This is a genomic window from Lysinibacillus sp. OF-1 (assembly GCF_028356935.1).
GTDB classification, from domain to species: domain Bacteria; phylum Bacillota; class Bacilli; order Bacillales_A; family Planococcaceae; genus Lysinibacillus; species Lysinibacillus fusiformis_D.
This window is the reverse complement of the sequence record NZ_CP102798.1, coordinates 3,334,155-3,353,580: the sequence shown is the minus strand read 5'-3', so window position 1 is coordinate 3,353,580 and position 19,426 is coordinate 3,334,155. Positions and strand designations below refer to the sequence as shown.

The 19,426-nt window shown below is 34.2% G+C and carries 18 protein-coding genes and 1 pseudogene; 11 read left to right on the top strand and 8 right to left on the bottom strand.

Annotated elements, in window-relative coordinates:
* Positions 1-104 precede the first annotated feature (104 nt).
* Together NV349_RS16440 and NV349_RS16435 are read left to right on the top strand one after the other, a co-directional pair.
* Positions 105-641, top strand: coding sequence for a hypothetical protein (locus NV349_RS16440; protein ID WP_230593913.1), 537 nt, complete (start codon positions 105-107; stop codon positions 639-641).
* Positions 642-833: 192 nt separating this feature from the next.
* The gene (locus tag NV349_RS16435; RefSeq protein WP_036125924.1) at positions 834-1,061 is read left to right on the top strand and encodes a hypothetical protein; all 228 of its coding nucleotides are present in this window, start codon (positions 834-836) and stop codon (positions 1,059-1,061) included.
* 51 nt (positions 1,062-1,112) lie between these two features.
* Here NV349_RS16435 and NV349_RS16430 read toward each other — a convergent pair.
* Positions 1,113-1,416: pseudogene (locus NV349_RS16430) on the bottom strand (transposase); the annotation flags it as partial.
* A gap of 338 nt (positions 1,417-1,754) precedes the next feature.
* Between NV349_RS16430 and NV349_RS16425 the strand changes: the two are divergent.
* The 4 genes from NV349_RS16425 (at position 1,755) to NV349_RS16410 (ending at position 4,977) form a co-directional block, all read left to right on the top strand.
* Entirely contained in the window at positions 1,755-2,240 is a 486-nt protein-coding gene (locus NV349_RS16425; RefSeq protein WP_036124239.1) for a DinB family protein, read from the top strand.
* Between the two features lie 267 nt (positions 2,241-2,507).
* Positions 2,508-3,110, top strand: coding sequence for a hypothetical protein (locus tag NV349_RS16420; RefSeq protein WP_036124240.1), 603 nt, complete (start codon positions 2,508-2,510; stop codon positions 3,108-3,110).
* Positions 3,111-3,144: 34 nt separating this feature from the next.
* On the top strand, positions 3,145-3,756 hold the full coding sequence (locus NV349_RS16415; protein ID WP_036124242.1) for a hypothetical protein: 612 nt from the start codon (positions 3,145-3,147) through the stop codon (positions 3,754-3,756).
* 639 nt (positions 3,757-4,395) lie between these two features.
* Positions 4,396-4,977, top strand: a complete 582-nt coding sequence (locus tag NV349_RS16410; RefSeq protein ID WP_058844348.1) for a hypothetical protein — start codon at positions 4,396-4,398, stop codon at positions 4,975-4,977.
* Between the two features lie 445 nt (positions 4,978-5,422).
* On the opposite strand, the gene NV349_RS16405 is transcribed toward NV349_RS16410, so the two are convergent.
* From NV349_RS16405 to NV349_RS16380, 6 genes are all read right to left on the bottom strand, one after another.
* Positions 5,423-5,887: a hypothetical protein gene (locus NV349_RS16405; protein ID WP_036124246.1), complete on the bottom strand. Its 465-nt coding sequence runs from the start codon at positions 5,885-5,887 to the stop codon at positions 5,423-5,425.
* Positions 5,888-5,904: 17 nt separating this feature from the next.
* A complete protein-coding gene (locus tag NV349_RS16400) occupies positions 5,905-6,291 on the bottom strand; it encodes a hypothetical protein (protein WP_271910628.1) in 387 nt (128 codons plus the stop codon).
* Positions 6,292-6,790: 499 nt separating this feature from the next.
* On the bottom strand, positions 6,791-6,982 hold the full coding sequence (locus tag NV349_RS23265; protein ID WP_036124248.1) for a YjcZ family sporulation protein: 192 nt from the start codon (positions 6,980-6,982) through the stop codon (positions 6,791-6,793).
* Between the two features lie 484 nt (positions 6,983-7,466).
* A complete protein-coding gene (locus NV349_RS16390) occupies positions 7,467-8,957 on the bottom strand; it encodes a serine hydrolase domain-containing protein (protein ID WP_271910626.1) in 1,491 nt (496 codons plus the stop codon).
* A 174-nt stretch (positions 8,958-9,131) separates the two neighbouring features.
* Complete coding sequence (locus NV349_RS16385) at positions 9,132-10,259, bottom strand: hypothetical protein (RefSeq protein ID WP_271910624.1); 1,128 nt, start codon at positions 10,257-10,259, stop codon at positions 9,132-9,134.
* Between the two features lie 642 nt (positions 10,260-10,901).
* Positions 10,902-11,906, bottom strand: coding sequence for a nucleoid-associated protein (locus tag NV349_RS16380; protein ID WP_141904993.1), 1,005 nt, complete (start codon positions 11,904-11,906; stop codon positions 10,902-10,904).
* Positions 11,907-12,311: 405 nt separating this feature from the next.
* Here NV349_RS16380 and NV349_RS16375 point away from each other — a divergent pair, with 405 nt between their 5' ends.
* From NV349_RS16375 to NV349_RS16360, 4 genes are all read left to right on the top strand, one after another.
* Complete coding sequence (locus NV349_RS16375; RefSeq protein ID WP_036124257.1) at positions 12,312-13,979, top strand: spore germination protein; 1,668 nt, start codon at positions 12,312-12,314, stop codon at positions 13,977-13,979.
* Between the two features lie 21 nt (positions 13,980-14,000).
* Entirely contained in the window at positions 14,001-15,098 is a 1,098-nt protein-coding gene (locus tag NV349_RS16370) for a spore germination protein (protein ID WP_036124259.1), read from the top strand.
* A complete protein-coding gene (locus NV349_RS16365; protein WP_036124261.1) occupies positions 15,095-16,285 on the top strand; it encodes a Ger(x)C family spore germination protein in 1,191 nt (396 codons plus the stop codon). Before NV349_RS16370 ends, NV349_RS16365 begins: the two co-directional genes overlap by 4 nt.
* A 91-nt stretch (positions 16,286-16,376) precedes the next feature.
* Positions 16,377-16,838: an SAM-dependent methyltransferase gene (locus NV349_RS16360; RefSeq protein WP_058844358.1), complete on the top strand. Its 462-nt coding sequence runs from the start codon at positions 16,377-16,379 to the stop codon at positions 16,836-16,838.
* A 112-nt stretch (positions 16,839-16,950) separates the two neighbouring features.
* Here the strand turns inward: NV349_RS16360 and NV349_RS16355 are convergent, their stop codons facing one another.
* Entirely contained in the window at positions 16,951-17,646 is a 696-nt protein-coding gene (locus tag NV349_RS16355) for a response regulator transcription factor (protein ID WP_058844352.1), read from the bottom strand.
* Positions 17,647-17,790: 144 nt separating this feature from the next.
* Between NV349_RS16355 and NV349_RS16350 the strand changes: the two genes are divergently transcribed.
* Positions 17,791-19,416 (top strand): flavin-containing monooxygenase, encoded by a 1,626-nt coding sequence (locus tag NV349_RS16350; protein WP_271910622.1) that lies wholly within the window; start codon positions 17,791-17,793, stop codon positions 19,414-19,416.
* Positions 19,417-19,426 lie beyond the last annotated feature (10 nt).

The following is a 19,426-nucleotide window of genomic DNA, read 5'->3' as shown; positions in this document are numbered from 1 at the left end:
GGTCATATTCAAAGTATGATTGGATTATAGTATCAATGTTCCCTGTATTTTAAATTTATGTTACAATCTATATTATGGAAATTTTTAAAGAAAGTGACTATGGGATGGGAAATAATAAAATTATACAAAATGTGAAACAAACTATTTCTGGGATTGAAATTGGGTATTTTACCACTGCCAAGAGTTATATTTACGATGAATATTTTAAATATTTTAATGATGAGGATCAAGAAACTAAAAAATATGCATTACTACTTTTTACATGCATGTTAGGTAACTGGTATAATAAATCGACTTTTGTCTTTAAACCTGAAAAGGAACGTTTACAATATAACAATGAAAAAGGAGCAAAATTTTTTAATTTTGAGGACTATATAACTTCATTGTTAGATAACTATCAAAATATTAAACGAGAATTTCCTTATATGTTTGAAATTATTGTTGTTTATTTACTTCTGATAGAGAAAGATAAACATTTGAGTTATGAAGAATGGTTTCCGGAAATTAATCCAGAAATATTTAAAGAACTCAGGGAGGAAATTTTAATTCCCAACAGAAATTTGGTCAATGATTGCCATCCAATAAAATATTTATTTAGAGAAGTTGGAATAAAACCTTTTTTCAAAGGTGATTTTTTTTAATGAATAAATACTAAAGCCACATTCAAAAAAGAGTGTGGTTTTTATTTTGTTAACTCATAAAAATAAATAAGTAAGAAAATGAATTTCTTAATACTAGGAAAGTTCGCAAAAAAACAGTGTGAATTGATCAAAAGCGTTGATTACTTCCATCCTATTTGTCCCATGATATGGATAGATGGGGGGTGTTGGTTAATGGATTATGAATATACTGTAAAGTTTTACTTTGAAGAAAGTCGTGAAGAAGAATATAAAATCAAGACAAATATTGGACAAGAAACTTTTGCAGAAGAAATTACTAATGGATTCAATGAGAAGTCCTGGTATTCATTTACTGAAACAGAAAATTATAAAACGGTATTAATTAATACTAAAAATGTTTATAAGGTATCAGTAGTGCAAGACACTGTAGAATTTGATTAATCATAATAAGTCACATCCAAAGGTAGTGACCTTTTAATGTTAAAGTTTTAGTTATGCAGCTAATTGGCTGGCATGAGTTCGGTAATTTACTGGGCTCAAGCCAGCCAGTTTTTGTTTTAATTCGTTCATTATTATAGTAATCGATAAACTTCTCTATTTTCTTTTTTAACGCTTCATAGGAGATTCATTCTTCCACGTCATATATTTCTTGTTTGAGTAAATCAAAGAAGTTCTCCATTGCGGCATTGTCTGCACAAGTTGTTTTACGAGATATGCTTTGGAAAATCTTGTTTTGTTTTAATGTTTGCACCCACGAATTATGTTGATAATGCCACGCTTGATCTGAGTGAATGGTCGTATGGTATTTTACACGTTCATGAATGATTAGGAGCACTAACCCATCACAAAATCGAGTGTCGGGCATTTTGATATGCTAAAGCAATAATCTCACCATTATATAAATCCAGTATTAGGCTTTTTCGTCTATATGTCTGTTACGACTTTTTGAAGGGTATACGGTACTGAAACGACGGTTTAAACGTTCCCAAACAGTGCCTTTATATAATTTATAGCGTGATTTGCGTACGAATTTCTCACATTTGAAGGAATTAAAGAGAAGGAATCCTAACTATATATGAAGAAGTAGTAACTTGTTGAGATGACTCAATCATTTTTAATTAAGGAGGAACTTTTTTGCAATTACTTTTTAAATATAATTGGATGGTAAGAGAAGACTGGTTTCGTTGGTGCGACGAGTTGAGTGAAGAAGAGCTTTTGCAAAACCGACCTGGTGGAATGGGAAGTATATTACATACACTTTTCCATATAATTGATGTCGAATGGAGTTGGATACGACTTTTACAAGGTAAAACTGATTTTCAGGAGAGTTTTGAGGAATATAATAGCTTGGAAAAGGTTCGTAAATTGGAAGCTGAATTTCATTTAGAAGTAGAAAACTTTGTAAACCAATGGGATGACAGTATGGAAGAGCGTTTACTCCATAATACATTGGCAGATGGAAGGATTGAGACGCATACATGGGGTGAAGTCATTCGCCATACGATTGTACATGAAATCCATCATATAGGACAGTTATCAATTTGGGCTAGAGAGATGGGGAGAGAGCCTATCTCTGCAAACCTAATTAGACGGGGTCTCTCTTCATCATTGAAGGATTAGAGGTAGTGACCAAATAAATATAAATAGATGGAAAGATTTAATAAGTTTTTAATATACTGATTGATAAAAAGCTATAAAAATAGGTTTTAGATAGAGGAAAATGAAAACATAGTAATGGATAGAAAAAGTAAAAATAGCTTAGATATCAGACACTCTCGCATGAGGGTGTTTTTTTATTGATAGGAGTAAAAAATGTAGAAATATGAAAATAATCATAGAATTACCTTGATTATCCATGTATATTTGTGGAGAAGGGAGTTTGAATAAATGAAAAAATTGCTTATTTTGCTATTAGGTATTTTGTTAGTAGCTTGTAGCCAAGGTGATGAGAGTGGTAAGAAAAAAGAAGGTGCTGATAAAGCATCAGAAGAAACATTAAAAGTGGATAAAGGACTTTTAAATGTTGAAGTTACCATACCGGCTACACTTTACAAGGGACAAGACATAGATTCTATTATTTCGGAGGCAAAAAATAGTGGAATTAAGGAAGTTATTAAGAATGATGATGGATCTTTAACTTATAAAATGTCTAAATCCGAGCACAAAAAAATGATGAAGGAATTAAAAGAAAGAATAGTAAAAAGTGTAGAAGAACTTAAAACAAGTGAAGATTTTACTTCTATAAATGATGTGGCTTATAACAAATCTTTTTCTGAGTTTACACTCACAGTAAATAAGGAAAAGTTTGAAGGTAGTTTCGATGCACTGGCATCCTTTGGGCTTGCTTTAGCAGGCATGTACTACCAATTATTTAACGGTGCAGACGTTGAACATTATAAAGTCACAGTATATATTAAAGATGAATCAAATGGAGAAGTATTTGATACTATGGTTTATCCAGATGAATTAAATGAAAATAACGATAAGTAACTTGAAGAGCACCTAATATACAGGAGGAGTTGTCATGAAAAAGCTAGGATTATTATTATTGGTGTCTATTTTATTGGTAGCTTGTGGTCAAAGTGATAAAAACAGCAGTTCAGATAACAAAACAAAAGAGTCTGTTGAGAAAAATGCAGAGGAAGAAGTTAAGGCATCTGAAAATAATGAAGAAAATGAACCAGAGGTAGAGGAAGTTCTGACGATTACTAAAGGTAATGTATTAGTAGTTGATAATTATGCAGAAATCACAATTAACAACAATATTTTTGGTAAACAAATTTCACCACCAAATCCAAGTTCTGTGTATACATATTACAAAAATGAAGAGGAGGGGGAAGTATACTTAGATACAATTATTTTAGTAAAAAGTTTACTAACAACAGGTCAAACATCTAATGAATTTGTAGATGTAAAAATTATTTATGATGGAAAATACGAATACAAGACTTTCTCAACAATAGAAAATCGAGGTGGATCAGATTTCACGTTTACAAATATTACATCAATTGAACCTCTGAAAAATGGTACACTACATTTTTTAGCTTCCGTTCCAGAACAAGTAGAGCAGGATGGGAAGCCGCTTAAAGCGATAATTACTGTAAAAGGGAAAACGTATGAACAAATAATTAGATAGCTATTTATTGTATTAAGCACTCCTATTTGGGTGCTTTTTACTATGTTAAAAAGAGACAGCAACTATTCGAACAGTAATCCAAATCGACGATCGTTTGAGCCAGCCATGAGAGTAATACAAGGCTGTTCAACTTATCTTTATATCTCCTAAAATAGGAAGCAATCAAGCTTCAAGGTAGCTACAGTTACCTCAAAAGTATCTAATAGTATAGTTTTGTTCGGCACACAACTCTCCGACAAGGAGGATAAAAAACATTTAGCGTGAAGCCATCTAGATGGTAATAAATCTTCTTCAAATAACATAGTAGTCATTTTAAATATCGTTTGCTACGTTCATGAGAAAACAATATGTGTAGACGAATATGCTTTGTTAAGATTAATAACATATTAAAAAAGTTTGCTAAGGTATAGTGAAAAATTTACTTGTTTAAAATAAGTTCATTCTTTGGGAAAGTAGCTTAGCTATATTTATAAATGCAATGTAGATGTCATATTTTCTTTTCCTAGTTATTTAGCTTTATTGCAAGGACATTTTTTTAATTTGATTTATATTATTAACACTTAAAATGATTATTTTGTATTGAGTGGAATTTCCTAATTATGATACCATATAGATTAATACATATATGGAGGAATTATTATGGAAAAGAGTAAAATAAAGTTATTATTACTATGTTTATTGTATATTTTAATTCTATCAGCATGTAATCAGAAAGAAGAGCGTGTTGATAAATCAGGTGAGAATGAACAAGAAAAAGTAGAGACTTTACATCAAGAGGAAAAAGCAGTAACAACAAATCAAGATAATTTAGCTATCGAGAAAGCTTCCACTAATGAAGAGACTGATGAAGACAATCATTTAAATACATCTTTGACAGTAGTTTTAGAAGATGTTATTCCTAGAGATCCTAGTACTGATAATAATGTCTATGGATATGAATTAAATTTTATTATGAAATATATAAATCACACAGATAAAGACATTAAAGGATTTTTAGCAGAAACATATTTTTATGATATGTTCGGCGAGTTAGTATACAAGTCAGCAATGAAATATGAATGGGATGTTATTCCTGCAAATGGTTCTACAAACTTTAATACTGCTGTTGATTTAAATCAATTCAATGATGTAGATATGCGCTTTTATAATTTACCATTTGAGAATATGACTTTTAACTATAAAATTAAATCCATAATCTTTACGGATGGAACAAGTATATAAAGCCTTACAATATGTTTATAAGATAACTTTAATTATCAAATAGTTTTTACATTCTTGCTTCTTGATTAAATAACTATTTATATAAATTAGCAAAAGTGTGTCGTTAATCGATAACACGAATCTGGATTTTTTTATAATATAATCCCATCACTACTGAAGGAGTAACGAAGATAAGCTTTACCAAACTCAGTTGAGAATAGATAAGTATACCCTTTCCATTCTCGCTCCTTACTAGATTACAGCAAGCAGTCTATAAAGCTTGGTTTGACAAAAAATGAACTGATTAAAGGAAAGCTAGAAGGTTTAAGATTATTTTTCGCAATTTCAATCATAGATGCAGTATCGCTAGACTACTTGAATAAAAAAACCCCCATAAAAGTTTAAATTAGTATCTGACTTTTATGGGGTTAGTTCATATGATTCTCTGTTAATTACTCCATTATTATTAATTAATTGCTTGTAATGAGTCTAACCCTTCTTTAAGATATACAAAACTTTTATATTTTATTACATTACTATCTACCGCCATCAAAGAATTTAAATATCTCTTTAATTCATTAATATAAGCACTTGTAAAATCGAATAAATCGAAAGTATGTACCCATTCATTATTACCAGATAATTGACTGTAGTTCGTAATAATGAGATTATGACCTTTCTTTTCAAAGCTAATAATATTAGCGTTTCCAAATGGGTCTAATTTTTGTACTTCATTTGTTTGATGAAGTCGTATTAATAACTCATTTAATTCAATTACAATAGTACTGTGCATAGTTGTAGAAAAGAGTAATTCTTCGACATCTCCATCACTAACTAATACTTCTAAATAACTATCGAAATAGTAATCATAACCAAGATCCTCGTTTTTTAAAACGAATATATCTTCATCGACATTAAATTTTATTCGCATGTAGTGCTCTCCTCTAATTATTTTTTAGTGATGACTGATTTCCCACTGGTTGGGTAAGAAGTTTTTATAACATAATTATCTGTCACAACTGTTGTCATTTCATCAATACCATATTTATTAGGTTTATATTTATATACCATAGTACCATCTTTTGGATTAACACTTGCTAATTGTCCTTTTTCTAGAGACTCCATAATTAAATTTTTAATTTTCGCCTCACCAAGGTGTTTTGGAAAAAGTGTTGTCCCTTTTATAGCAGCAGTTCCTGACACATGTCTTTTATCAATATGTTGCCATCCAGTCTTAGAATTTCCATCCATTAAGATTCCTCTGCTATTAAACTTTTGAACTTTCCCTAATCCTGCTAATGCATTTACCTCATCCTTTTTACCGGATTTCTTCAATAAACTATAGATTTTCCCCGATTTTACGACTTTACCTGCTGGAAATAAAGAAATGATAGCAAGATTTATTTATGATGAAAAGCGAAAAATGAAAAACAGGCGACTTTATTTGCCATCTGTTCTATTTTTCTCTGCCATCTTTCAATATAAAACTTTCCTCGAATTGTGCATCTGGAATTTCTATCATTTTATTCAATTATGTCTAGCTTATTGGTTATATTGAACTGACGAAAATTGAAGTGAGAACAATAGCATTTCCTTAAAAAAGACGCCTAGTCCGATGAAAAGCTGGGAAAAGAACTGGCTTTTTACGTGGACTAACAAAATTTGACGAGGCAAGTTTTATAATGACATCAACAAGATGTTCTCACCATAACAAAAGGGTCACCAGCTGGAGGTGACCCTTTTCTTATGGTGCTGAGTAACGACATGATTGATAGTTGCCAATAATGAAGGCACTAGCTTATATTCGTTTTCTTACAGTGAAAGATGATTCATATTAATATTCTTTTTGCACGAAAGTTGCGCCTACAATAATTAAAAGAATAAATAGAACAACAATTAAAACGAATGTGGAACTATTATTTTTACCGTAGTCCATGCAATAACCTCCGCCATAGTCTTGACCAAAGCCTTGACTATAGCCTCCGTAACAACAATTAAAACCGCCTGTGTTTCCAAAGTATCCCATTGTGACCTCTCCTTTCTTCAATTTATTGTATGTGGGGATATTGAAAGGAGAGGGGTATTCGTCTAATTGATTATTCTATAATGACCCAATCCAGAATTGTAGCTAGTGTTTTAGCTTAAATGAAGCGGTGATGCTTTTATAAAAAAATAAATGTCAAGTTTCAAAAACGCCGCTTTTATTATTATTTGGTGTTAGTGCAATATGGGCGAACCAACTTACCATTCATCGTTCAATTCATAAGACTACCCATTCTTTTTGCCTTTTTAATTTGCGCAGGTGAAAGTCTTCTGTCATCTCCTCAGCATTACGAATAGAATCTTAAAAAGTATAGAGGTGACCTTTCCTGTTTGAACCTACCATTTAATTTTCAACCTACAATGAAAATAGATGGATAAAATTCTTATCTATCATTTAAATGTGTGAAATATATCCATTGATTGTGACGAACTATCCTTCTTTTCTTCATCGAAAATGTAGGCGTTATCTAGATTTTCTTTTTTGTAGCAATGAGTGTAAACCCTAGTGAAAAATAGAGGAAACTTGCCACAATGGTGCTATACAACAATATCGTAATAGAAGTGGGAGCCCAAACTTTGATAAATGTCCAATTTAGGCCACCGAGTAAAATAGTGGGCGTAAAAAATATCGCGGCCAGTAGTGTAGTAGCGAGTACAAAATGTACAGATAAAAGGAATATTCTTTTGTAATTTAATTTTGCCAAACCACATTGCTTGTTATAGAGGCTTTGAATATTTTTAAATAATAGGTAACAGAAGAAAATACTAATTGCGATGACGATAGCACTTATAATTGTTACAATTTTATCAAGCTTTTGATAGCTACTAACATGTTGATTTTGAATCGTTTTGCCTTCCCATAAATCCATGACCCCTTGTCCAATCGCTGTTGTAAAACTTGTATTCATATTGACTAAAATAGCTACGCCTATTTGTTCATCTGGTTGCATGATGAAATATGAAGTAAAGGTTGGATTTTCACCAGCATGGTAAATATATGGTTTATTGTCCTTTTCAACAACTGCCCAACCGTTTGCATAAAAAGTATTCGTATCAAAAGGCTCCACTGTTTGATCGGGAATATGGGATTGTTGAATGAGATTGTTACTGAGTGAATAGATTTCGCTGTTTCCTAACTGTAATTTCAACCATCTCGCTATATCATTGGCGTTACTGATGATATAGCCAGCAGGGATATTCCCACGGTAGACAGGTGGTATATATGCCTGCTCTCTCATAAGGCCAATTTTATAACCAGAAGCCATATTACTAGATTGTACTTGATGAACCCCTACAAAAGATTGATCCATGTTAATAGGTTGTAAAATATTTTGCTGGATATATTGATCAAATGGCTGTTTCGAAACATGCTCAATAATTAGTCCTAAGACATCATAATTAATCGTTGCATATTCAAAGGAGCTACCTGGTTTGCGATTTAATGGATGATCCAGTAATGTTTTGACCGTTAGCTCAAGGGCGTTATCAGCCGTGCTTTCTGGAATACGAGTAATTGAATTAGAGGGAATTCCGCTTGTATGTGACAATAACTGCTGAATTGTCATGACCTGTTCCTCCCCTTTATAGGCTAATGATAACCAAGGGATATATTTTTGAACATTATCAGAGCGTTTTAACAAACCTTGATTTTCTAATTGCAGAATAGCAAGCGCCGTAAATGCTTTAGAGGTGGAGCCTAGCTCAAAAAGGGTATGAGAAGTGACAGGCGTTTTTGTTTTCATATCTGCAAAACCAAAGCCCTTTTGATATACCGTTTTCCCTTTATCAACAATGATTACCGAAAGGCCTGGGATTTCGCTAATGGTTTGCTGTTCCTCAATAAATTGATCAATTTTCCTAATTGTATCATTTGATGCAGCCTGTACTAATTTGGGTATCAAAATATAAAAGATCAATATTACAGCAATCATCATCGATTTTTTCATTAATCGTGTCATGTTGTTTTCTCCTTAGAATGAAATATATTTGTTACAACATGGATTACTATAACAACCAAAATATGGTCAAACCATCGATTAGCATGACTATTCGAGGGATAACATGACAATTTTGTCACATCAGAAAACTCAAAAAGGGCTACTCCTATATCAATAGGAGAGCCCCAATAAAATTTATTTAGTTTGCTCTGGAAGTAAATCTTGCCCATTAATTATGAGTTTAGATGCAGAGATGAGAATATCTTTATTGGCCTCATAATAAGGATCTAAAATTTTATAGAAGGCTTCCCATTGCTCACCAGCTTTTTCTTCTTCCCCATCTTTCTCAAGGGTAACAGCTTTTTCATAGTGTTGTTTTAATTTTGTGTAATCCGATTGACTAATTTCGAATTCAATATCAGCCATATATTCTTCAAAGGAAATTTGTTCATATTTAAAATGTGAGTTCAACTTTTCGTAGAATTGATCCCAAAGCTTCATTGATAACTCTTCGTTTTTATCTTTATCTGCTTTTTGAGCTTCATCATAGATAGATTTTAACTCTGTGAGTTCCTCTTTTGTCAAATCTACTTCCATGTCCGCCATGTATTGCTCAAACGTTAGTGGCGGATACAGCTCTTGGTGATACGGCTCAAGGATCGTGTAAATTTTATCTATTTTTTCTTGTGCCATTTCCGTTTTATCTTCTTTTGTGAATTTTATCCATTCTGTATAAAGAATTTTCAACTGCTCTTTATCTTGAGCTTTAATAACAATGTTCTTTTCAGTAAAGGCTGCTTCATTGATAAATTCTTCAAACGGCTCAGGTTGCCAGTTTGCTAATTCATAGGGTCTTGTGATGTTATCCATCGCTTGATAGAGACGTTCCATTTCCTCATAATTCTCTTCTTTTCCTGCTTTTTTCATGTCATGAAAGAGTTTTTCTAATTGGATTAACTCTTCTTTCGTTACGCCCTTAGGTAGTGATTTTTTGTACACATCAAAGGTATAGAAGTCCGAGTAATCCTCTATAATGCTACCTTCAACTGAAATTTCCTGTCCTTCCACTAGCTTCAATTGCTCGATTTGCTGATCAGAGAATTTGTGTAACCCAATATAATAATTTTTGCCATCTGTACCTTTGATAGTAAGGCCATCACCACCAAAATATTTAACGGTACCTTGTATTTTTTGTTCTATTTGCATTATGACATTATTTGTTGTTTCCACAGATGTTGCACCAGCTTGCAGCGGTGTTAATACAGCCATTCCTAGTGTTAGTGCTGAAGCCAATAGCCATGTTTTTTTAACAGGTTTTTTCATGTTTATCAATTCTCCTTTAGGTTAACTTGTGTTACCAATAATTAGACGTTTTACCAATTGAAAAGGTTTTATCTTTTTTAAAAATTTTTAAAGAAATCAAAAGAGCGGAGTTCAAGACATGCCCTCTCTTTTTTAGTACCCGATTGCTTTGAAAAATAGCCATTATTTACAGTACAACTTACACAAAAGATTGGGTCTTATTTAGATTGAAGGAAGGAGTATATGTACAAGGACATGACGAAAGTGTTTTCTATAGGGAGAAAGAGAACTGAACGTTACTATTCTGCAAGGAGAGGAGCGTTTTCCGTTACGACCTAGTACGTCCTTGGAATTGCACGAGTAACGAAGGCATTAGTGCAGAGTATGATGGTTTTAGCTTTGTGCTCCTAATTGTTAGCTTTAGGAGCACCTTCTGATGAACATCAATTGAATTCTAATGTTTAAAATGTTCCACTACTACTGACTATAGTGAAAGTCTACCGATTCCAGTGGGTAAGCGAGCCTTTTTGAGACCCTGCACGTAGAGATAGCGAAGGAAGTAGCTTAACGCCAATCCACAGGACAGCGGGTAGTCTGAAATGGGAATCATTATTTTTTATTTGTTTATGTTAAATCAGCTTTCATAAAAAGTGAATGCCCTTTCTACTGTTCATCCTGGAAATAGATTTTATAGAATTTACGATTCGTTGCCTCATCATAGCCAACTTCAATCAGCTCATCTATTTGATCGATATGTTGAATATTTACTTGTATTTCAATGTTGGCATCCAGTTTGATTTTACGTTTATACTTCTTCTCAGCCTTTTCTAAAGCACTGTCCGAAATGACTGTTTCATAGGGTTTGACTGAGTTGATGATGATATCTTTTTGGCTAGCATCTGCTTGCTCAAATACGGTGTCGATATAATGGTTTACTTGAAACTCCTCTTCATTTCTAAAATAATCTAGTGTTTTATTCAGAAGTCCCAGCTTCTCCGTGTTTGTATAATTTTCTTCCTTTAAGATGTATTTTTTACATTCAGCTAATGCTAAATCCGTTTTATGATAATGTTCATCTGCTGCTTTAATTTTTAAAAATCGTTCTTGCCAATAAACAATATCTTCTTTACGTTTCGTTTTCATAAACACAGCAGGTGCTTGATCTGGTCCCATATCAACAATGATAGCCATATTATTTATTTTCTTGACGTTAATACCATCAACGCCGTTGATAATCATTTGATTGTGGTCATTTTTTACATCTAAAAATATTTCTTTTTCATCAATTTTGACAATGGCAATAACTTTTTTAGCCTCATTCAATAGTAAACAATTTTCGAACAAACCAATAAACAGTTCACCGCTTTTGATGTTTGGATGTTGTGAGACACTATGTAAGTGCCTAGCCATATTTTGTGACTGTTCTAGAAAGTTACTGTTCTGTTCAAAAATAGCCTTAGAATACGTAAAAACTTCATTAAGCTCAATATTGGTTTCATGGAAAAATTCGTATTGCTGCTCCATATCTATTTTACTAAATGCAAGCTGTGTAAAGGCTGCTTCTAGCATGACTTCCGGTTGAGACAAGGCTTCTTCTCCTAAAATAAGTGTTTCGCTCACAAAATGTAGACTATATTGTGCTAATTTACTTTCACTGACTTCTAGCATAAATTTCACCTTCTAATTTTTCATAGTAGCTAGTATACCATATCCTATTTAATAGATTTCATTTATCCTAAACATTAAAGGTGGAAATAAGGCATGAGAGGGGAATGGGGAGTCCTGCTCATAACGCATGAAATCAATGTCGTTAAAGAAAATTGGATTTAGAAAGTAAGTAGAATCGATATTGAAGAATACTTAGGAAAGACAAGTCAGCTTATCCAATACCTCAACAATTTATTAATACCAGTTCTCAAATTATTTGAGGCTGGTTTTTTTATGGCTGTCAAAGATCAGATGTCTTGTTTTGAGAAGAATGTTGGGGATTAGAAGTTTAAAATGCCGTTGCTTAGATAATGCTAAAAACATGTAGGGATACTCTGTACGATTGTACTAAAGAGGGTGATCAATATGTGGGAAAAGGTGATTTCCTATGTGCCGCATTGGCAAGTTTTTTTTCAGGGCTTTTTAGCATTTTTCATTCCATATTTGATTTTCAAATTGTTTAATGGTTTTTTTATTGTCAAAAAGGGCAACGGCAAGATTGATATAAAAGAATATAGTGATCAAAGTGAGACGGTGCATAAACCTATTCAAAAAACGTTAGAGCAATTTACAGGTAATTACAGTGAAGATCTCTTACTAATGAGGAAAGAACTTGGTCATAATTGGGATATCCATTTCAGAGAATTTCATATTGGAAATACTGGTAATCGTGCAGCCATCGTTTTTCTTAAAGGGTTATGCGATAAAGAGCTGATTGACAAGCATATTTTAAAATCATTAATGAATGGACTTTCAGAAAGTTCCACGTTGATAAGAGGTTATGAATTACAACAATTGATTGCAAATGAAATCCTACCAGTGAGTGATCTTATAGATGAATCGAATGTCATGAATTCCGTGGGAAAAGTATTAACTGGCTCTACTGTATTAATTGTTGACGGTATACCGAGTGTATTTATCATTGGTACCGCACATGGAAAGACTCGAAATCTTGAGGAGCCTGTTTCTGAAGCATTGGTACGTGGACCAAGGGTGGGCTTCACGGAAAAATTAAGTGTCAATACTTCTTTATTGAGGCAACATGGTGAAAACCAACATTTATCTATTATTGAAATGGAAGTGGGGGAGCGAATAAAAAAACAGTTAGTCTTAGCCTATATAGATGAAATTGTGGAACCTGATCTCGTCAAAGAGGTGAGGAAACGGATTGAAACAATCAATTTGGATGATGTAGCTGAATCAGGTTATATTGAGCAATTGATTGAGGACAATTACCTTAGTCCGTTTACGCAAGTACAGAGTACCGAGCGTCCTGATCGTGTTGTTGCAGCTTTACTGGAAGGACGAGTTGCAATTCTATTAGACGGCACTCCCTTTGCTTTAATTGTACCTGTCACATTTAATATGTTATTGCAATCACCAGAAGATTATTATGAACGTTGGTTGCCTAGCTCTCTTATCCGTTTGCTTCGTTATTTTGCTGCAGGTATCACTTTATTTGGACCGTCCTTGTATATTGCTTTTGTGTCGTTTCATCAGGGGTTAATTCCCACTAAACTAGCGTTGTCCATGATGGGGACAAGGCAAGGGGTACCCTTCCCAGCATTAATCGAAGCTCTCATTATGGAGGTTGCCATTGAAATACTACGAGAAGCGGGCCTTCGCTTGCCTAAGCCGATTGGTCCGACAATGGGAATTGTTGGGGGGCTTGTCATTGGAGAAGCAGCAGTACAGGCAGGAATTGTTAGTCCAATTATGGTTATTGTTGTTGCACTAACGGCGATTTCTTCCTTTGCTATTCCTCAATATAATGCTGGCATCACGCTACGAATGCTGCGATTTGTCTCAATGTTTTCTGCTGCTTTATTTGGACTATATGGCATCATCCTATTTTTCTTATTCCTTTGCAGTCATTTAGTGAAACTAAAGAGCTTCGGCGTACCATATCTTAGTCCTACTGTTCCGTATAGAGCAGGTGACTGGAAAGACTTTATGGTTCGTATGCCGTTCAGGGTGATGAAACATCGTCCGAGATTATTAAAGCCAAAAGATTCTATCCGCAAAGGGAAATAAGAGGAAAGGAGAAAAACAGCCATGAACAGCACTTTAAAAGATAAAATAACGACATCACAAGCAGTTGTTATTATTATTAACTATATTCTTGCCACTGGAATTCTTACCTTACCTCGTGCATCTGTAGAAAAAGTAAAAACGCCGGATGTATGGATTAGTGTTTTTTTAGGTGGAGTTGTTGCCATGATTGCGGGCGTAATTATTGTCAAGCTAAGCCAACAATATCCTGACAAAACATTTTATCAATACAATCAAGATATTATAGGGAAATGGTTGGGCTCATTCATAAGTATATGTGTAATTGTCTACTTTTTTACCATTTCTGCTTTTGAGGTTCGCATAATGGCTGAAGTAACATCTCTCTTCTTATTAGAAGGAACACCTACATGGGCTATCATTTTGCCCTTTTTGTGGGTAGGGATTTATTTGATTAGTGGTGGCATCAATACAATTGCTCGTTTGTTTGAAATCATTTTCCCTATAACCTTTGTGATTTTTTTGCTCGTGGCCTTTTTAAGCTTAGGAATCTTTGAAATCGATAATCTTAGACCAGTATTAGGTTTGGGTGTTGTACCCATGTTAAAGGGGATCAAAACAGCGACACTGGCATTTTTAGGTCCTGAAATTATGCTGCTTATAGTAGCATTTATGTATCCATCAGATAAATCAAAAGCTGTAAAGGTTGTACTAGTGGGCATAACGATTCCTTTACTTTTTTATGTTATTACAGTTGTTATGGTTATTGGAGCTTTATCCATTGAAGGGGTTATGACAAGGACATGGCCCACGATTGAATTGATGCGAAGTTTTGAAATTCCTGGATTAATTTTTGAACGCTTTGAGTCGTTTTTACTGGTCATCTGGATTATGCAAATATTTGCTACCTTCTCGATTACCTATTATGCAGCTGCTTTAGGATTAGCTCAACTTTTTAAGAAAAGTATGAATCCTTTCTTATACGGATTATTACCGATTATTTATATCATTGCGATGACGCCAAAAAATATTAATGATCTTTTTACATTTGGCGATAAGATTGGCCATGCTGCACTAATTTTATTTGGTGCCGTACCTATAATTTTACTCCTTATATCGAAATGGAGAGGAAATAAAGCATGAAGCGAAAACATCAATATATCCGATACCTTCTATTAATGACTGTATCCTTTCTTCTTACTGGTTGCTGGAGTAGTAAAGAGATTGAGGATTTAGGTATTATTGTAGGCACATCATTGGATTTAGAAACAGGTGATGTATCTTCTGAGGAGCAACAAGATGCTAGATATGCAAATAGGGATCTGCTAACAATTACCAATCAATTCATTACATCAGAGACAACAGTTTCTGGAACGAAAGAGGGTACCTTACCTGAAAAAGCATATAAAAATGTCACTGAAACGGGCGATGCGGTGTTGCCAACATTACGAAATATGCTTCTAAAAGTTGATAAACGCTCCTTTGCTGAACATTCCAAAGTGATTATTATTGGGGAAGATTTAGCCAGTACCGTCAATCTTCAACAAACACTAGATTTTTTTCTAAGAGAATTAGAAATACGACCGAGTGGCCTGCTCCTTATTGCTCAAAATCGTGCAAGTCAGGCACTTGAAACGAATGAACCAACGAAAATTCCAGCTTTTCAATTAGTGGAAATGATGGAGGGGCATGAAAGGACGACTAAGATTTTACCACCGATGACCGTTGCCAAGTTAGAAGGAAAGCTCTATTCAGACTCAAGCTTTTTATTGCAAAATGTGTTAGCGGAAGATGGGGAAGTAAGGTTTGCAGGAGCTGCTGTCATTGAAGGCAAAACGAAAAAGTTGCGTGGCTTTTTAAATGAAAGTGACTTGGAAGGAATTGCATGGATAACAGGCGAAGGGAAAGGTGGTTTAGTCAAAGGCTTTGATGAGGAGTCAGGGGCACCCATTATCTATGAAATTATTTCAGCTAAAAGTAAAATTATTCCTCTCATAAAGGACGATCAAATCTCTTTTACCATAAAAATTCAAACAGAGGGTAGAATCTCTGAACATTGGGTCCTATCAGATAAGGCATTTGACAATCGATTTTTGAAAAAAGCGGAGAAAGTATTTGAAAAAGAGATTGAACGATTAGTGAAGAAGGTTTTGGAAAAAACGCAACATGAATTTCAAACGGATGTTGCTGGATTTGGCAATAAAATAAGAATAGATTATCCAAAGGTATGGCAAAAAATAAAAAAAGATTGGGATCAAACATTTAGTGAGGTTCCAATCACATGTGAAGTGAATGTAACCATTAAAGATTATGGGACGTCAGGTGATTAACGAGGTTAATCATCTTTTTTTTGTCTATTTTGTATATACTGGAATTAAAGTCCGTATTATTAAACATTCGAAACGATGGGAGATAAAAGACATGCAATATATCGTTCAATCAATCGCTACAGTTTATAACAATCGGCAAATGATCAAAGATGATTATTGGGGAGAGATTATTTCAACTATTGAACTTGCTGATCATATCCAGGAGGCATCCTTAAAAGGAATAGGAGATTTTTCTCATCTAGAAATTATTTTTTATTTTGATAAAGTTACAGACGATCATATCCAATATGAGGCGAGACATCCTAGAAATAATCAAAATTATCCCGAGGTCGGCATTTTCGCGCAAAGGGGTAAGAATAGACCCAATAAATTAGGAAGTACAATCGTTGAGTTATTAGAGGTCAAACCAAGAGCATTAATCGTCCAAGGGCTAGATGCCATTGATGGCACACCTATACTAGATATAAAGCCTGTGATGAAAGAGTTTTTACCTAAAAAGGATGTTCAACAGCCAGCATGGTCAATAGATTTAATGAGGGCCTACTGGGGGTAATAAAGTTGTTAAAGCGAAGACATTTGAGTCTAAGAAAATTGTTGCATTATGCAATGGATGCAGAGCATACTTGTGTAGTAATCGAGGGGAGTTGCATGCTCCCCCTGAATTTTTATAGAATAATTCCCTCTTGATAAAGAATGCTAATGGCATGAGAACGATTTCTGGCATGTAATTTTTTGATAGCAGATTTGACATATTGGGTAATAGTTAATTCACTTAAATCCATAAAATCTGCAATTTCCTTCGTACTTCCCCCTTGTGCTACCTGTCTCATCACCTCCAGCTCACGTTTGCTAAGAAGGCCTTCCTTTTTGCTATTTCTAGCTTGCATGATAAGCTGACCAATAACATTTCCAAAAGCTGTCATGTCATCCAATAGCTTTTCATTTATAGCGATTTCCTCTTCCAATTGTGTACTACAAATATAGCCGAAAACATATTGGCCAATGAAGATGGGAATGATTAAAAATGAATTATTTTGTGAGGGAATAGAATATTTAATACTTATATTTTTTAAATAATCCATTCCTGTACAAAATTTAGCCTTCTTATCCTCAATAGCAGCATAAATAATAGGGAAGCTACGAATCTCCTCTCGAATTTCACCGATATGACTACCTCCAGATTCATTCAAAAAAATGATTCCTTCAGCTACAAAGCCTATTGGAGAATACCTTAATAAGTAGGCATCTTTGATAGGAAAAGAATCTAAATATACCTGCAAAATATGTATCAACAGCTCTTCATGATTGGCATAACTTTGTACCGTGTCGAAACGTTTTTGAATGGTATAAAGATTGGACATGACCTATCCCCTTTTTTAAGTATATACTACGCTTAAAATAAGGAATTTTCAATATTTTCTGTAAGTTGTAGTATTTAAGCTAAGGAAATCCAGTATTTTCTTGTATTTGTATTTAATAATTTATTGGAGTGAGGGGTGTAGTGGATGAGTAGCCAAACAATTAAAGAGGTGGATGCAGTTGTTTTAGGCGCTGGCTTTGCAGGCTTATATATGTTACATCAGCTGAGGAGTAAAGGTTTTTCTACCATTGTATGCGAGGCTGGAGATGGTGTAGGCGGTGTTTGGTATTGGAATCGTTATCCGGGCGCTAGATGTGATATAGAAAGCATCTATTATAACTATACATTTTCAAAAGAGTTGTATGAAGAATGGACTTGGACATCTAGATTTCCAGAACAAGCGGAAATATTACGTTATTTAAATTACGTGGCAGATCGCTTTCAATTGCGAACGGATATCCAATTTAATACAAGGGTCACTGCAGCACATTTTGATGAGGAACGTCATAAATGGATTGTTTATCTAAACGACGGACAGCACATCTTAGCTAAGTATTTTATTACAGGAATAGGCTGTCTGTCTGCTGCCAATGTTCCTAACATTCATGGACTGCAACAGTTTAGCGGAAATTGGTATCACACGGGGCATTGGCCACATGAAAAGGTTGATTTTACAGGGAAACGAGTAGGAATTATCGGGACAGGCTCCAGTGGTATTCAAGCCATACCTGTAATTGCGAAAGAAGCAGAGCAGCTTACTGTATTTCAACGGACACCACAATATACGATTCCGGCTCGTAATCATCCATATGATGAGAACTTTATCAAAGAAACCAAGCAAAATTTCGAAGCTTTAAAGCAGTCGATGAGAAATTCTATATCAGGTACACCTTTTGCACAAAATCAGCAATCTGCAATGGAGCATAGTGATGATAAAAGGATGGCGGTTTTTGAGAAAGCTTGGGCACAAGGTGGTTTTGCCTTCGCAGCCACTTATGATGATCTGTTAACAAATGAACAATCCAATGAAAAAGCAGCGGAATTTATTCGCTCTAAAATACGACAAATTGTGAAAGACCCTGTGGTAGCAGAAAAATTATGTCCGAAGTATATGTATGGCACGAAAAGACAGGTTTTAGATAGTGATTATTTTGAAACCTACAACAGGGAGAATGTTGTACTGGTGGATGTAAAAGAATCACCTATCAAAAAAATAACAGAAACAGGTATTCAAACGACGGATGAACATTACGATTTAGATCGTATCATTTTTGCAACAGGCTATGATGGCATGACAGGACCATTATTTAAAATTGATATAAGGGGAAGGAACGGTGAGACATTAAAGGAAAAATGGGAGGATGGTGCTTCTGTTCAAACATATCTCGGACTAACAACAGCAGGTTTTCCTAATTTATTTATGATTACTGGTCCAGAAAGTCCATCTGTCCTCGTGAATATGCCAATCGCTATTGAGCAGCATGTAGAATGGATTGCACAATGTATCGATTACTTGCGTGAGCATGACATTGACCTTGTGGAACCAAATAAAGATGCCGAGGAAGCTTGGAGCAAGCATTGTCGAGAGATTGCTAACACAACACTTTACGTCAAAGGTGATTCCTGGTATACGGGAGCTAATATTGAAGGTAAACCCCGCAGTTTTTTAATTTATCTGGGCGGATTTGATTATTATACAAAGCATTGTCATGAGGTGGCTCAAAATAATTATGAAGGCTTTAAATTAATGAGATTAAAACCAATATCATAGTTTGCAAGAG

Coding starts and splice junctions, on each gene's coding strand:
- NV349_RS16415 (WP_036124242.1), top strand. CDS start 3,145: ATGAAAAAGCTAGGATTATTATTATTGGTGTCTATTTTATTGGTAGCT.
- NV349_RS23265 (WP_036124248.1), bottom strand. CDS start 6,982: ATGGGATACTTTGGAAACACAGGCGGTTTTAATTGTTGTTACGGAGGC.
- NV349_RS16370 (WP_036124259.1), top strand. CDS start 14,001: ATGAACAGCACTTTAAAAGATAAAATAACGACATCACAAGCAGTTGTT.
- NV349_RS16390 (WP_271910626.1), bottom strand. CDS start 8,957: ATGACACGATTAATGAAAAAATCGATGATGATTGCTGTAATATTGATC.
- NV349_RS16365 (WP_036124261.1), top strand. CDS start 15,095: ATGAAGCGAAAACATCAATATATCCGATACCTTCTATTAATGACTGTA.
- NV349_RS16350 (WP_271910622.1), top strand. CDS start 17,791: ATGAGTAGCCAAACAATTAAAGAGGTGGATGCAGTTGTTTTAGGCGCT.
- NV349_RS16375 (WP_036124257.1), top strand. CDS start 12,312: ATGTGGGAAAAGGTGATTTCCTATGTGCCGCATTGGCAAGTTTTTTTT.
- NV349_RS16435 (WP_036125924.1), top strand. CDS start 834: ATGGATTATGAATATACTGTAAAGTTTTACTTTGAAGAAAGTCGTGAA.
- NV349_RS16440 (WP_230593913.1), top strand. CDS start 105: ATGGGAAATAATAAAATTATACAAAATGTGAAACAAACTATTTCTGGG.
- NV349_RS16385 (WP_271910624.1), bottom strand. CDS start 10,259: ATGAAAAAACCTGTTAAAAAAACATGGCTATTGGCTTCAGCACTAACA.
- NV349_RS16380 (WP_141904993.1), bottom strand. CDS start 11,906: ATGCTAGAAGTCAGTGAAAGTAAATTAGCACAATATAGTCTACATTTT.
- NV349_RS16355 (WP_058844352.1), bottom strand. CDS start 17,646: ATGTCCAATCTTTATACCATTCAAAAACGTTTCGACACGGTACAAAGT.
- NV349_RS16420 (WP_036124240.1), top strand. CDS start 2,508: ATGAAAAAATTGCTTATTTTGCTATTAGGTATTTTGTTAGTAGCTTGT.
- NV349_RS16405 (WP_036124246.1), bottom strand. CDS start 5,887: ATGCGAATAAAATTTAATGTCGATGAAGATATATTCGTTTTAAAAAAC.
- NV349_RS16360 (WP_058844358.1), top strand. CDS start 16,377: ATGCAATATATCGTTCAATCAATCGCTACAGTTTATAACAATCGGCAA.
- NV349_RS16410 (WP_058844348.1), top strand. CDS start 4,396: ATGGAAAAGAGTAAAATAAAGTTATTATTACTATGTTTATTGTATATT.